The organism is Sphingomonas sp. S2-65 (assembly GCF_021513175.1).
Lineage (GTDB): Bacteria > Pseudomonadota > Alphaproteobacteria > Sphingomonadales > Sphingomonadaceae > Sphingomonas.
In genome coordinates this window covers 1104684-1119446 of sequence record NZ_CP090953.1, presented here as the reverse complement: position 1 = coordinate 1119446, position 14763 = coordinate 1104684, and the positions used below count along the sequence as shown (strand labels likewise).

The 14763-nt window shown below is 67.3% G+C and carries 9 protein-coding genes; 6 read left to right on the top strand and 3 right to left on the bottom strand.

What is annotated here, in order from left to right; all coding sequences use genetic code 11:
• Window positions 1–178 precede the first annotated feature (178 nt).
• Window positions 179–2806, top strand: coding sequence for a TonB-dependent receptor (locus tag LZ586_RS05215; protein ID WP_235078612.1), 2628 nt, complete (start codon window positions 179–181; stop codon window positions 2804–2806).
• A 43-nt stretch (window positions 2807–2849) separates the two neighbouring features.
• Here the strand turns inward: LZ586_RS05215 and LZ586_RS05210 are convergent, their stop codons facing one another.
• On the bottom strand, window positions 2850–3446 hold the full coding sequence (locus LZ586_RS05210; protein ID WP_235078611.1) for a glutathione S-transferase: 597 nt from the start codon (window positions 3444–3446) through the stop codon (window positions 2850–2852).
• 50 nt (window positions 3447–3496) lie between these two features.
• A complete protein-coding gene (locus tag LZ586_RS05205) occupies window positions 3497–4450 on the bottom strand; it encodes a rhodanese-related sulfurtransferase (protein ID WP_235078610.1) in 954 nt (317 codons plus the stop codon).
• A 142-nt stretch (window positions 4451–4592) separates the two neighbouring features.
• Between LZ586_RS05205 and LZ586_RS05200 the strand changes: the two genes are divergently transcribed.
• Together LZ586_RS05200 and LZ586_RS05195 are read left to right on the top strand one after the other, a co-directional pair.
• On the top strand, window positions 4593–6056 hold the full coding sequence (locus LZ586_RS05200) for an amidohydrolase family protein (protein ID WP_235078609.1): 1464 nt from the start codon (window positions 4593–4595) through the stop codon (window positions 6054–6056).
• A gap of 66 nt (window positions 6057–6122) precedes the next feature.
• Window positions 6123–7742 carry a M28 family peptidase gene (locus LZ586_RS05195; protein WP_235078608.1) on the top strand — a complete coding sequence of 540 codons (1620 nt, stop codon included), beginning with the start codon at window positions 6123–6125 and terminating at the stop codon, window positions 7740–7742.
• A 133-nt stretch (window positions 7743–7875) separates the two neighbouring features.
• Here LZ586_RS05195 and LZ586_RS05190 read toward each other — a convergent pair whose 3' ends face one another.
• Window positions 7876–9390, bottom strand: coding sequence for a M28 family peptidase (locus tag LZ586_RS05190; RefSeq protein WP_235078607.1), 1515 nt, complete (start codon window positions 9388–9390; stop codon window positions 7876–7878).
• A gap of 264 nt (window positions 9391–9654) precedes the next feature.
• Between LZ586_RS05190 and LZ586_RS05185 the strand changes: the two genes are divergently transcribed.
• The 3 genes from LZ586_RS05185 (at window position 9655) to LZ586_RS05175 (ending at window position 14763) form a co-directional block, all read left to right on the top strand.
• Complete coding sequence (locus LZ586_RS05185; RefSeq protein WP_235078606.1) at window positions 9655–11940, top strand: TonB-dependent receptor; 2286 nt, start codon at window positions 9655–9657, stop codon at window positions 11938–11940.
• Window positions 11941–12013: 73 nt separating this feature from the next.
• Window positions 12014–13435: a M20/M25/M40 family metallo-hydrolase gene (locus LZ586_RS05180; protein WP_235078605.1), complete on the top strand. Its 1422-nt coding sequence runs from the start codon at window positions 12014–12016 to the stop codon at window positions 13433–13435.
• 83 nt (window positions 13436–13518) lie between these two features.
• Complete coding sequence (locus tag LZ586_RS05175; RefSeq protein ID WP_235078604.1) at window positions 13519–14763, top strand: dienelactone hydrolase family protein; 1245 nt, start codon at window positions 13519–13521, stop codon at window positions 14761–14763.

Here is a 14763-nt window from a genome sequence, read left to right as displayed (position 1 = left end):
GCGACATAACGCGCCTGAAAGGGTTGTGGCGCAACGCGTGCGGATAATTGCAGTGCGCGCCGTCATGTATCTGCCAGAATCCTGACACGCGCGTGCAACGGGAAAGCCGCCAAAGTTTAAAAACCCGCTCTTAGTCGCGGCGTCCAACGGGCCAGGGAGGCTCGGGGGAGAAAACAACATGTCGCATCGTTCGCGCCTGCTTTGGGCGACGCTTCCGTTCACCACCTTCGCTTTGGCGGCCGCGTTTCCCGCAAGCGCGCAGACGGCGGACCCTGCTCCCGCGCCACAAGCCGAAGAGCAGACCGACGAAGTGGTGGTGACCGGCACCTATGCCCGCAGCCTTGCCGCCGCGACGGAGACCAAGCGCCAGGCCGCGTACGGCGTCGATTCGATCAATTCGACCGACATCGGCAAGTTCCCTACCCAGAATGTCGCCGAGGCGCTGCAGCTGGTGACGGGCGTCGCGATCACCCGCCCGCGCGGCGAGGGCCTGTATGTCAGCGTCCGCGGCCTTGGGCCGCAGTTCCAGAGCACGCTGCTCAACGGCCGCTCGGTCGCGCTCAACGACCTGATCGAGAATGGCGGCGCCAATGGCCGGCAGTTCCGATTCGAGATGCTGCCCGCCGAGTTCGTGTCGCAGATCGACGTGGTGAAGACCCCGACCGCCGACATGACCGAGGGCGCGCTCGGCGGCAACATCGACGTCAAGACCTTCCGCCCGCTGGACGTCGGTACCAAGACCACGCTCAACCTGCGCGGCACCTACACGACGATGACCGACAAGGTGAAGCCGAACGCCACGGCGCTCACCAGCTACAAGAGCGCCGACGGCACTTTCGGCCTGCTCGCCGGCGCGCAATATTGGGCCAAGGAAGTGCGCAACGACCGCTGGTACCAGGCCGGCTGGAACCTCGACAAGTTCGTCCCGGCGCTCGGCCGCGGTTTCTATACGCCGACCCGCACCCGGCCGACGGTCGAGACCGAGAACCGCGAGCGGCTGTCAGGCCTGGTGTCGGCGCAGTGGCAGCCCACGCCCGAGCTCCAGACCACGCTGGACGTGCTCGCGACGCGGCTGGACGTCGCCTATGACGAATATGGCCTCGACATCTATCCCGACGATCCCGGGACCACGATCGTCCCCGGATCGGTCAAGCTGGACGGCGACACCGTGGTCGGCGCGACGATCAACAATGTCCGCTTCATGGGCACGCGCGAATACAGCCTCAACCGGCACGACTTGCTGACCGTCGGTCTCAAGCAGAGCTGGAAGCCCGAGGGCTGGGATATCTCGGCGAACGTCAACTGGTCCTACGCGCACAGCTTCCACCCGAGCTACGACGTCGGCACGGTGCGCAGCCGCATCCAGTTCTTCGCGCCGCTGACCTATGACGCGTCGGGCGGGTACAAGGTGATCCCGACCTTCACCACCCCGACCGATCCGAACAAGCCGGCGAACTTCGTCCTGTATCCGTTCAACATCGCGCCCAAGAACAGCAAGGACTGGGACAGCTATGCCCGCCTTGATGTCGGGCGCGAAATGGGCGGTTTCCTGAGCAAGATCGCGGCCGGTGGCGAATATCATTGGCGCAAGCGCGACTATGCGCGCCGCGACTTCACGGTCGACCCGGGCAAGGTGCCGCTGAACACCTTCGCCCCGAATGGCTATGAAGCGATGCCGTTCGACGACTTCCTAGACGGCGTATCGGGCAACGCGCCGCGCAACTGGCTGGTGCCGATCACCGACGTCTTCTACGACAAGCTGTTCACCAGCGCGGTGGCCAACGCGCCGCTGAGCGCGGGCGATCGGCGTGCGTCGTACATCGTCACCGAGAAGACGGCGAGCGGGTATGTCCGCGCCGATTATGCGCTTCCGCTCGGCAGCGTCGACGTGACCGGCAATGTCGGCGTGCGCTATGTCCACACCGATCAGGTAGCGAGCGGCACGCTGACCATCGGCACCGCGCCGACGCCGGCCAGCTTTCCGCAGACGTTCAGCAACTGGTTGCCCAGCTTTAACCTGCGCGCTGAATTGAGCCCGACGCTGGTCGCCCGCCTGGCCGCCAGCCGCGTGCTGACCCGGCCGAACGTGACACAGAGCGCGCCGCAGATCAGCGTGTCCACCGACGCGCCGACTGCCAGCGGCGGCAATCCCGAGCTCAAGCCGTTCCTCGCCACGCAGTTCGACGGGTCGCTGGAATGGTATTTCAGCCGAAAGGGGTCGGTGACCGGCGCGCTGTTCTACAAGGCGATGGACGATTACATCACCGCGCAGAACATCAACGTGGAGATCCCGGGGCGCGGCACGATCCTGCTGAGCACCCAGGTCAATGGTGGCGATGCCAAGGTCTATGGCGCAGAGGCCGCGTACAATCAGGTGTTCGACTTCCTGCCCGCGCCGTTCGACGGGCTGGGCTTCCAGGCGTCGTACACCCACACTTCGGTGAAGGCGAACTACACCGCCGGCGCGCGGCCGATCAAGGACGAGCTGATCGGCCTGTCGAAGAACAGCTTCAACATGGTCGGCTTCTACGATTACGGTCCGTTCTCGGCGCGGCTGTCCTATGTGTGGCGCGACAAGTATCTGGCCGGCACCGGCAGCACGACCCAGGCGCCCAATTACATCGACGCCTTCGGCTCGCTGGACGGCAACGTGTCGTTCCGCCTGACCGACAAGACGATGCTAAGCTTGGAGGCGATCAACATCGCCGGCGCGCGCCAGTATAGCTACAATGACCGCGAAGTGCGGTTCGGCGAAATCCATTATTGGGGCCGCACGGTTTTGTTCGGGATCCGCACCGAGTTCTGAGCGGCGCCTCGGCATGGGCGGCCGAGTTGGGCCGCCCATGTTTCTACAGCCCTGAAGGCGCGAGGGGGAACGGGACCGGCGGGTCGCCGGGCGACCATGGCGGGACGCGCGCCATGATCGCAGTGAAAAGATCCGATGCCATGTGTCCGCTCAGCCAGGCGCGGAGATGCGGAAGCGGCTGGGCGTCGAACCACAAGCGGTCGACCGCGGCGAATTGGCGCACGAATGGCATGACCGCAGCGTCGGCGAACCCGCGGGTGGCGCCGCATAGCTGGGCACTGGTGGTCAGCCGATCTTCGAGTTCGCGCAGGAACTTCAGTCCCTGGCTGCGGTGTGCCAGGGCATCCACGCCGTAGCGCTCGGGATATTTGTATCGGTCGAGGGCGTGCTTGAAGGCGCCGTCGTTGGTGGCGATCAGCGCGGAGTCGTTGCGCGCCAGCCATGCTTCGGGATCGCGGTTCGCGAGCGCCCAGCGCATGATGTCGATGCTCTCGTCCAGCACCGTGCCGTCGGGCAGGACCAGGACCGGCACGGTGCCCTTGGGAGAAGCGGTGAGCATCTCCGCGGGTTTGGCGCGCAGGGTCACCTCGCGCAGCTCGCACCGCGTGCCGCCTACCGCCAGGGCGAGCCGTGCCCGCATCGCATAGGGGCAGCGCCGGAAGCTGTAGAGGATGGGGGCGAGCGGCGCGGTCAGGGCTGCGCCGCGCCGATGTGCGCCTGGCCTTGCGCGGCGGCGAGGGCCTCCTGCCGATGACGCTCGCGGTAAGAGTCGCGTTGCGCCTCGGTCCGCTCGCCATGGCAGGCCGCACAGCTCACCCCGGCTTCGTAGAGCGGGGAGGCGAGGTCCTGCTGGCTGACCGGGCGGCGGCAGGCATGGCAGAGTTCGTGGCTACCCTGGGCGAGGCCGTGGCCGATGGCGACGCGCTGGTCGAACACGAAGCACTCGCCTTTCCACAGGCTCTCCGCTTCGGGCACGGTTTCCAGATATTTCAGGATGCCGCCCTGGAGGTGGTACACGCTTTCCACGCCTTCCTGCTTGAGGAAGGCGGTCGACTTCTCACAGCGTATGCCGCCGGTGCAGAACATCGCCACCTTCGGCTGCTTGCCGGCGCCGAGCAGCCGTTCGCGCTCGCGGCGAAACCATTTGGGAAAGTCGCGAAAGGTGGCGGTCTTGGGATCGACCGCACCCTGGAAGGTGCCGATCGCGACTTCATAGTCATTGCGGGTGTCGATCAGGATGGTGTCGGGATCGGAGATCAGCGCGTTCCACTGCGCGGGCTCGACATAGGTCCCGGCGCTCGCGCGAGGATCGATGCCGGGCTCGCCCATCGTTACGATCTCCCGCTTCAGCCGCACCTTCATCCGGTGGAAGGGCATGGTAGGCGCGCTCGACAGCTTGACGTCGAGATCGGCGCAGTCGGGCAGCCCGCGAATGTGGTCGAGGACGGTGGCGATGCCCTCTTCAGAGCCTGCGATCGTACCGTTGATGCCCTCTGGCGCGAGCAGGAGGGTGCCGCGAACGCCCTGTGCACGGCACAGGTGCTCCAGTGGCTCGCGCATGCTGGCGCAGTCGGGAAAGCGCGTGAAGCGGTACAAGGCGGCGACGCGCAACGGCGAAGGGGAGGCGGAAACGGGACGGTCCATGGCACGCTCCATAGCGTCGAGTTGCAGGCGCGTCAGCAAACGGCTTGGCACGCGAGCGCGCGCGATGCACGGTCGGGCAAACCGGCTGGGGAGATATGTGGTGGGAATGGCGAAGCGAACAGGTTTGATACTCGCCGCGGCGATGCTTGCCGCAGCAGCCCACGCGAGGGAGCCCGATATCGCCAGTCGGATCCTGCCGCCTCGCGCCGCGCCGGGCGAAGCGGTGCGCCCCTATGTACGAGTGGACGCGCCGGTCATCGTGCTGCGCCATGTGCGCGTCATCGATGGCACCGGGGCGACGGCGCAGGCGAACCGGACATTGGTGATCGAGAACGGCAGGATCGCCGCGATCGGCGGGCCTGAACTGGCGGCGCCGGCGGGTGCGACCGTGCTCGACCTGACGGGACGCAGCGTCATGCCGGGCATCGTCGGCATGCACGATCACCTCTATTACATCGCCCGGCCAGGGCTGGACTCGGATGGCCACGCACATGGCCCGAGCCCGCTCGTGCCGCAGATGACCTTTTCGTCGCCGCGCATGTACCTGGCGGCAGGCGTCACGACGATCCGCACCACCGGCAGCGTCGAACCCTATGCCGATCTCAACCTGAAGGCGCAGATCGACGCCGGCGCGGTACCGGGCCCGCACATGGACGTGACCGCGCCGTATCTGGAAGGGCCGGGCAGCCCGTTCGTCCAGATGCACCTGCTGCGCGACGCGGCAGATGCGCGCCGGTTCGTGGCGTTCTGGGCGGACCAGGGTGCGACCTCGTTCAAGGCGTATATGAACATCACCCGCGCCCAGCTCCGGGCGGCGATCGACGAAGCGCATCGCCACGGCATGAAGCTTACCGGGCATCTCTGCTCGGTGACCTACCCGGAAGCCGCGGCGCTGGGCATCGACAATCTGGAGCATGGCTTTTGGGCGAATACCCAGGGCGATCCGGGGAAAGCTCCCGACACGTGCCCGGCAACCGTCGGCGCGCCGACCCTGGCGGCCATGGACCCGGACGGTGCGGACGCGAAGGCGCTGATCGCCAGGCTGGTTGCCGCCAAGGTCGCGGTCACGTCGACGCTGCCCGTCTTCGAGCCGAGCGCGCCAAGCTATCGTCCGCTGTCGCCCAAGATGCTCGCGACGCTGACCCCGCAAGCGCGGAACGATTACCTCTACCTTCGTACCCAGGCGCTGAGCGCCGCGCCCGAGCGCAAGGCGGCAAGGGCGAAGCTCTGGGCCAACGAGCTGCGCATGGAGCGCGCATTCGCGGCGGCCGGCGGGCTGCTGATCGCCGGTCCGGACCCGACCGGCGCGGGCAATGTGCTGCCGGGCTTCGGCGACCAGCGCGCAGTGGAGCTTCTGGTTGACGCCGGATTCACACCGCTGGAGGCGATCCGCATCGGTACGCTCAACGGCGCGACCTATCTGGGACTGGCCGACCGCATCGGCTCGATCGCAGTGGGCAAGAATGCCGACCTGGTCGTGGTGGAGGGCGATCCCTCCACGCGGATCGACGACATCGAGAAGGTGGAGATCGTGTTCAAGGACGGGGTGGGGTTCGACAGCGGCAGACTGCTCGACGCGGTTCGCGGAAGATATGGGCAGTATTGAGAAGTTGTTCGCCTAATCCGCTATGATCGCTGGCACTTTCGACTTGGTGCGGTTAGCCTTGGCATCATGCGCATTCTTCCTTTCGCCACGCTCCTCGCCTGTGCGGCACCGCTCGCAGCCCAGAACAGCCCGTCGCCGATCCAGGCCGACGCGATCAAGGAGGATGTGCGGGTCCTCTCTTCGGACGCGTTTCAGGGGCGGGGACCGGGCGAACGCGGCGAAACGGTCACGCTGGCATATCTGAAGCAGCAGTTCGAAGCGGCGGGGCTTCAGCCCGGCGGGCCGAACGGCTCCTGGTTTCAGGAGGTGCCGCTGATCCGCATGGACAAGGACGCCGTCGCGTTCGACGTCACCGTCGGCGGCGAGCGGGTGCCGACCGCCCGCGCGCGCGACTGGTCCCTTGGCGCCTCGCACGAGGGCAGCGCCCGAGTGCAGGATGCGCCGATCGTATTCGCCGGCTTCGGCATCAGCGCGCCCGAACTCGGCTGGGACGATTATGCGGGCGCGGACCTTCGGGGCAAGGTGGTGCTGATCCTGCCCAACGACCCGGATTATGACCAGCCCAGCGGTCCGTTCGGCGGGCGGCAGCGGAGCCGCTATGCCGGCGGCAAGGCAGCCGCAGCATTTGCACGGGGTGCCGCGGCCGTACTGACGATCCACCGCGAGGCGCTGACGAGCTGGCCGTGGCAGCAGGTATGGAATTCGGACCCGAATGCCACCTTCCGCCTCGCCTCGGCGTCGGCCCCGAGCGGTCCGGCACGGCTGACCGGATATGTCACGAGCGACCTTGCCGCCCAGCTGATATCGCGGGCCGGGCTGGACCTGGAGGCGCTGATCCGGGCGGCGAAACAGCCCGGCTTCAAGCCGGTCGCGATCCCCGGCGCGGCGCTGAGCGCGTCCGCCACGGTGAGGGCGACGCCGATGACCACCCGCAACATCATCGCGCGGCTCGACGGGACGAGCCGCGCCAAGGAGACCGTGGTGTTCGGGGCGCATTGGGATGCCTATGGCGCCGGCCCGGCGGACGCCGGCGGGGACCGCATCCGCAACGGCGCGATCGACAATGCGGTCGGCACGGCGACGCTGCTCGACGTGGCACGTGCCTTCGCGCGTGGACCCAGGACGCAGCGCACGCTGCTGTTCATCGGCTATACCTCCGAAGAGGACGGGCTGCTTGGCGCCTATCACTATGTCGCCAATCCAGTGCGCCCGCTCGAGACCACCGCGGCGGTGTTCAACCTCGACCCGCATCTCGCGCTGCCGGCGACGAAGTCGGTGGAGCTGATCGGCGCTGGCCGCGTCGACCTGGAAGACGATCTGGCCCGGCTGGCAGGCGCGCAGGGGCGCCGCATCGAGCCCGAGATCGCACCCGAGGCCGGCTGGTATCAGCGATCGGATCATTATGCGTTCGCGCAGGCTGGCGTACCGAGCCTGTACTTCCGTGCCGGCCGCGACCTGATGAGCGGTGCGCGTGCCGACGATGTCGTCCAGCAGTATAACGCGCAATGCTATCATCAGCGCTGCGACGAGTTCCAGGAAGGCTGGGACATGGCCGCAGCCGAGCAGGACGGCGCGCTGGTCTATGCGCTCGCGCTGGAGGTGGCGAATAGCGGGCGCTGGCCGCAATGGCGGTCGGGCAGTGATTTCACCGCGGCGCGGGAAAAGAGCCGCGCCGCGCGGCGCTGAGGCGGAGGAGGTTGGGTCCAGATGCTGTGGACCTCACACCTCAGGCTGATCCGCAACTGGGCCCCGGCCTTCGCCGGGGAGCTGCTTTCTCGGGTTGATGGCCGGTTCCTGGCGCCGCCGGGAGGGACGTTTTTTACCGAGCAGCCGGGCGCAGCGTACTTCCGGGCTTCCAGCTTGGGGCAGGGGCCTGATCGGCCACCCGCTCGACCAGCGAGAAGAAGAAGCAATTGAAGTCGCGCGCCGCCTTCCAGTCGATGAACTGCCGCGGGTCGTCCTGCGGCCGATGGTAGCCGGTGCGGTACCATTGGCGGTAGGTGCGCTCGCTCGGCGTGCCCGGACGATATCCGAAGACGAAGGCGGTCGCGGGGATGCCGGCCTGGAGGAACGGCCATTGGTCGGCGCGGCGCAGCAGATTGCGCGCCGGCTCCGGATCGTGCTGGACGGCGATGCCCATCGATGCCGCCACGGCCCGGGCATCGTCGCCGAGGCTGGTGTCGTCGAGCGCGTGGACGGTCAGCAGTTCGAGCGGGAAGATCGGCCGCAATTGGTCGAGGTTGATGTTGGCGGCGATGCCCGACTTCGCCACTGTCGGGTTTTGGACGAACCAGCGCGAACCGAGCAGGCCCTTCTCCTCGCCGGTGAACGCCGCGAAGAGGATCGGCCGGCGAAAGCCGCGCCCCTGCCGGGCCTTGGCGAGTTGGATCAGCAGCGCGACATAAGCGGCGTCGTCGAGCGTGCCGTTGTACATCCCGTCGCCGCGAACCGCCTCACCCGGGCCGTAGCCGTCGAGATGCGCCGAAAGCACGATCGCCTGGTTGGCCAGGGCGGGATCGGTGCCCGGAAGCATCCCGAGCACGTTGGGGGAGCGCAGGTCTCGCTCGCGCAGGGTGAAATCGGCGGAAAGGGCGCCCCGGACATCGAAGCGGGGAAGCGGTTTTCCGGCGCTGCCCGCGGCGACGAGTGCCTGCGCATCCTGACCGCTGCCGGCGATCAGCGTGGCCAGCGCATCGGCGTTCAGTGTCATCCGCAGCATCGTGTCGGACGGCGGCGGCGATCCGGCGAGCCACGTGGCACGGGCATAAGCGAAAGGCCAGCGCGGTGGCTCGACGGTGAAGCCGGGATCCGAAATGGTGATGATGCCGGCGGCACCGGCGGCCTTCGCCGCGGCAGTGCGGTCGGCGCCCGACGGCAGGCCGTCGCGGTTCACGCCGTGGCAGATGACGATCTTGCCGGTCGCCGCGCCGAGAGTGGTCGCCGCGCAATAACCGGCATAGACGAGCGGGGCCGACAGCCGGGTAGGCATCGACGGCCCGGGCTGGACGGTGAAGTCGTGGAGGAACCGCAGGGGCTTGCCCGCGACGGTGATCCGCGCGGACGCGATCGCCATTTCGTGCATGGGCACCGACTGGAGCCACGACCCGTCGGTCCCGGCCGGTCGTAGTCCGGCCGCCGCGAAGTGCTTCGCGACCAGTTCCGCGGCGCGATCATAGCCGGCGGAGCCGGTGTCGCGGCCTGCCATGGCATCGCTCGACAGTTCCGACGCGAGTGCCCACCAGGCGCGCGTTTCGGGATCCGGCGCTTTGGATAGCGGTGCCGCGCCTGCGCTTGCGGCCGCCAATGCCAGACCCGTCACTACCCGGCCGATCATCCACTTGCTCCCCGTCGTGGCGCCGCTGCCGTAGCGCGGTCGCGATGCGGGTTGTGCCCGACGGCTCGCGTGAAGTCGACGGGCGGATGCGAGAGATTCCCAGTGCCACCGCTCGATCTTCGGCACTGCATTGCAATATCCTACTTAGCTGATAGGAATTCGCTTCGCCAGCGCGGCAGCCGTCTCCGGCGGGGTCGCTCCGGCTCGCCGTGACAGCGATTTTCTGGAGGTAAGATGCGATTTGCCGTGCAATCTGGGCTGTTGATGACTGCTGCCATCGTGATGCCGTCTGCGTCGTTCGCGCAGACCGCGGGCGGCGACGACGCGGCGAACACGAGCACCGCGGCGGACCCGGACCAGCCTGCCGACATCGTCGTCACGGCGCTGCGGCGGCAATCCACGGTGCAGACGACGCCGATCGCAATCTCCGCCCTGGGGGAGGAGCAGTTGAGCAAGCTTGGCGCCACGACGATCGCCGACATCGTCCGCCAGGTACCGGGCCTGCAGCTGACCGAGAGCGATTCGGGGCGCACCCGCGTGTCGATCCGGGGCGTGCAGGCATCGGGCGAGAGCACGGTGGGGCTCTATTATGGCGAAACGCCGCTTACCGGCCCGTCCGGAACCAACTCGGACCCCGCCGGCAATACGCCCAATTTGAACCTGTTCGACGTCGAGCGCGTCGAAGTGCTGCGCGGGCCGCAGGGCACGCTGTACGGCTCGGGCTCGATGGGCGGAACGCTGCGCGTGCTGTTCAATCAGCCGGACGCCACCAAATATGAAGGCGCGGTCGAGCTTCAGGCGAGCGACACCCGCAATGGCGGCTTCGGCTATTTCGCCAAGGGCGCGCTGAACGTTCCGGTGGTCGCCGACAAGCTCGCGCTTCGAGTGGTCGGCTATCGCGAGCGGCAGAGCGGCTATGTCGATTACACGCGGCTCGACCGGGACAACGCCAACCGTGCGACGCTGGAGGGTGGCCGCGCGATCCTGGCCTGGACGCCCAGCGACGATGTGTCCCTTACCGCCACCGCGCTGTTCCAGACGCAGGATATCGACGGCACCGCGCAGTACAGCTCGGTGCTGGGGCCGTTCCGCACCGATTTCCAGATCTTCCAGCCCTGGCACGACGAGCTGCAGCTCTACAACGGCGTCGGTCGGTTCGACCTGGGCTTCGCAACGCTGACCACCAGTGCGTCCTGGTACCGTTGGGATGTCGAGAGCACCAACGACAACAACGCGGCGTTCGCCAGCGTGATCTCGAGTGCGCGGTGGTGCCCGCTCTATACGCGCGTGGCGCTGGGCATCCCGACCACGACCTGCAACGCCAACCAGCGCGCGGCGTATCAGGCCTATGCCCGGTCCAAGGCGCCGTTCGGGGCGTATCAGCCGCGCTACGTGACCAACTCGATCCAGGAGACGCGGCTGAGCTCGAACGGCGAGGGCGCGCTCAACTATACCGTCGGGCTGTTTCACGAGAACCGCTTCGACCGCGTCGACACGCTCCCGTTCGCGGGCGATCCGGTGACCGGCGGGCAGCGCGACCCGGTCGACAATCTTGGCGGACGCAACATCCTGACCAGCGTCGAGCAGACCGCGTTCTTCGGCGAAGTAAACTATCGCCCTGTGACCCCGCTGACGCTGACGGTGGGCCTGCGCCACTTCGACTATACCAAGACCGTAGGCGGCGAATATCAGGGGTATAACTTCACCAACGGCCAGGAGCCGCGGCCGTATGAGGAGACCACCGCGGACGCCAAGGGCTGGGTGAAGAAGTTCAACGTCGAGCTGCAGGCCGCACGCGACATCCTGGTCTACGCCAACGCAGCGCAGGGCTTCCGCCCGGGTGGCGCCAACAACATCCCGAACCTGCCCGCGCAATATCTGGTGTATCGCCCGGATTCGCTTTGGAACTACGAACTGGGTGCCAAGACCTCGTGGTTCGGGCGCAAGGCGACGCTGAACCTGGCGGTGTATCGCACCGACTGGGACGAGGTGCAGACGTCGGTCTCGACGCTTCAGCAGGGCGGCGGCAATTTCAACTTCATCTACAATTTGGCCGGCGTGCGCGTGGAGGGCGTCGAGGTGGAAGCGGGCCTTCGCCCCGTGCGGCACCTGAACCTCAACGCCAGCTTCAACTACAACAATGCGCGGCTGACGTCGGACCAGGTCGATTCGACCGGGTTCATCACCGCGCCCGGGCGGATGGGCGACGTGCTGACCTATATCCCGCGGACGACGGCAGCGGCTGGCGTCGAATACACGCCGCCGGTCACCGATACGCTGAACGGGCTGGTGCGGCTCGACTGGACGTACACGGGGCGGATGAACACCGAACTGCGCGAAACCAACGCCTTTTACCGCGAGATCGGCAATTTCAGCATCTTCAACGCGCGGGTAGGCATCGAGGCGGACAGCTTCAACATCTCGCTGTTCGCGAACAACCTGTTCAACAAATACGGGCTCAACCGCGTGGCCTCCGCCACCGGAAGCCCGGACTATTTCGTCGCCTCCCGCCCGCGCACCATCGGCGTGAACCTGCGCAGGGGCTTCTGACGGCGCGCGGGCCGGTGGCCAGGACCGGCACCGAATGGCATCCTTTCATTTCGATCGAGCAGGAAAGACAGCGATGAAGCGCATTGCACTGACTTTGGCGACGGCCGCCGCGATGACCACCCAGCCTGCAGGGGCGCAGGACACGCCGCAGCGGCCGGACCGGACGGCGTTCCATGATCTCTACAAGGAGCTGGTAGAGACCAACACCACTTCGTCGGTCGGCGACTGCACCCTGGCCGCGCGCCAGGTGGCGGCGCGGCTGCGCCAGGCCGGCTTCACCGATCGCGAGCTGACGCTCTACGTGCCGCCGGACCGCCCGCGTGACGGCGGGCTGATCGTCAACTGGGCCGGATCTAACGCGAAGCAACCGGCGATGCTGCTGCTGGCGCATATCGACGTGGTCGAGGCCAGGCGCGAGGACTGGGTCCGCGAGCCGTTCAAGCTGATCGAGGAAGGCGGCTATTTTTACGGACGCGGCACCAGCGACGACAAGGCGCAGGCGGCGATCTTTTCCGACACGCTGATCCGCTGGAAGCAGAGCGGCTTCAAGCCACGGCGGACGGTGAAGCTGGCGCTGACCTGCGGCGAGGAAGGCACCAACGAGCGGGTGCTGAACGGAGCGGGCTGGGCGGTGGACAATCTGCCCGAGCAGATGAAGGCGGGCTTCGCCTTCAACGAAGGCGGGGGCGGCAGCGAAGCGCCGGGAGGCGGGCCCGAGACGCTGGGCGTGCAGGTCTCGCAAAAGTCGCCGCGCAATTTCATCCTGGAAGTGACCAACCCCGGCGGGCACAGCTCGGTGCCCAAGCCCGACAACGCCATTTACCGGCTGGCCGAAGCGCTGCTCAAGGTACGGGGGCTGCAGTTCCCGGTGCGGCTGAATCCGGTGTCGACTGCGTATCTCGCCCAGGCCGGTGCGCTTCGCAAGGACGCGGTGGGTGCGGCGATGGTCCGTCTCTCGCAGCAGCCGGGCGACATCCAGGCGACGCAGACGGTGTCGGGCGACCCCAGTCTGAATGCGATCCTGCGCACCACTTGCGTCGCGACGCTGCTCGATGCCGGGCATGCCGCCAACGCGCTGCCGCAGCGGGCCACCGCCTCGATCAACTGCCGGATCGCGCCTGGAGAAACCGCCGAGCAGACCAAGGCCGCGATCGAGGCTGCGATCGCCGATCCAGAGGTGAAGGTGCTGCGCAGCAAGATCCAGGAACGCCCGGTCGCCGTCACGCCGCCGCTAGATCCGGCGATCCTGAAGCCGATCGCCGCGATCGGCGCCAAGCACTTTCCTGGCGTGCCGGTGATACCCACCCAGTCGACGGGCGCGACCGACGCGACGTATCTGAGCAAGCTGGGTATTCCGACCTATGGCATTCCCGGCCTGTGGAACGATCCAGCGACATCGGGGACGCACGGGCTGAACGAGCGTATCTCCGCAGACGCGCTGTATCGCGGCCGCGACTACATCCACGAGGTGGTTACGTACTTCGCGTCGCATTGACGGACTCATCGGGCTCCTAGGGATCTTCATGGCGCAGGCTGCCGAACGGTGGACCTGCGGCATGAAGTCGCTAGAGGGGCGGCATGCGTTCCACCCCGATCCGCCTCGCACTTTCCGCCAGCCTGATGGCTCCGGCGCTTCTCGCACCGGCGTTCATTGCGCAGGCCCGCGCGGATGCCGCAGCGCCTCCCGTCGCCGCGCTGGAGGCCTGGCTCAAACAGCCCGAGGCGGAGCGGCGGCTCGACGATCCGGCGCTTGCGCGTCCGCTGACCCGCGAGCAGGCGGAGCGCGCGCGCGCGCTGTTAGGCGCGGCCCGCATGCGCTCGGTGGCCGGAAACGCGGCGGCCGCGATCGCCGCCAAGCAGATCACGATCGGCGACAAGACGCTCAAATGGGAGAGCAAGCGCTTCGGGGACGCCGCACCCGGCAAGCGCAGCCTCTGGATCTCGATGCATGGCGGCGGCAACGCGTCGGCGGCGGTGAACGACCGCCAGTGGCAGAACCAGATCCGCCTCTATGAACCCGCCGAGGGCATTTATCTGGCGCCGCGCGCGCCGACCGACACCTGGAACCTGTGGCATGAGGGGCATATCGACGCGCTGTTCCAGCAGCTGATCGACGCGCAGATCGCAGTGAACGGCGTCGATCCCAACCGCGTCTATCTGATGGGCTATTCGGCGGGTGGCGACGGCGTGTGGCAGCTGGCGCCGCGGATGGCCGACCGCTTCGCTGCCGCGGCGATGATGGCGGGCCACCCCAATGATGCGTCGCTCGCGGGCCTGCGTAACCTGCCTTTCGCGATCTTCATGGGTGGAGCCGACGACGCCTATGACCGCAATCGGATCGCGGCGGAGAAGGCGGCCGCGCTCGACCGGCTGAGAGCCGCGGATCCCGGCGGCTATTCCCATATGGCGCGGATCTATCCGGGCCTGCCGCACTGGATGAACCGCAAGGATGCCGAGGCGCTGCCGTGGATGGCAGGCTTCACCCGCGATCCATGGCCCAAGCGCATCGTGTGGGAGCAGGACGACGTGCTCCACGATCGCTTCTATTGGCTGGAGGTGCCTGCGGGGGCGGCAAAGGCGGGGGACACGATAACCGCCGTGGCCGAGGGCCAGACGATCACGCTGACCGGAGCGGTTCCCGAAGGCATGATGCTGCGCCTGTCCGACCGCCTGATCGACCTCGATCGCCCAATCCGTGTGACCGTGAACGGGAAGGCGGCGTATTCGGGCAAGGTCGCCCGGACGGCACGCGCGGTGCAGCAGTCGTTGCTGGAACGAGCCGACCCTGCGTCTGCGGCGACCGCGCTGCTGAAGCTTCGCTAA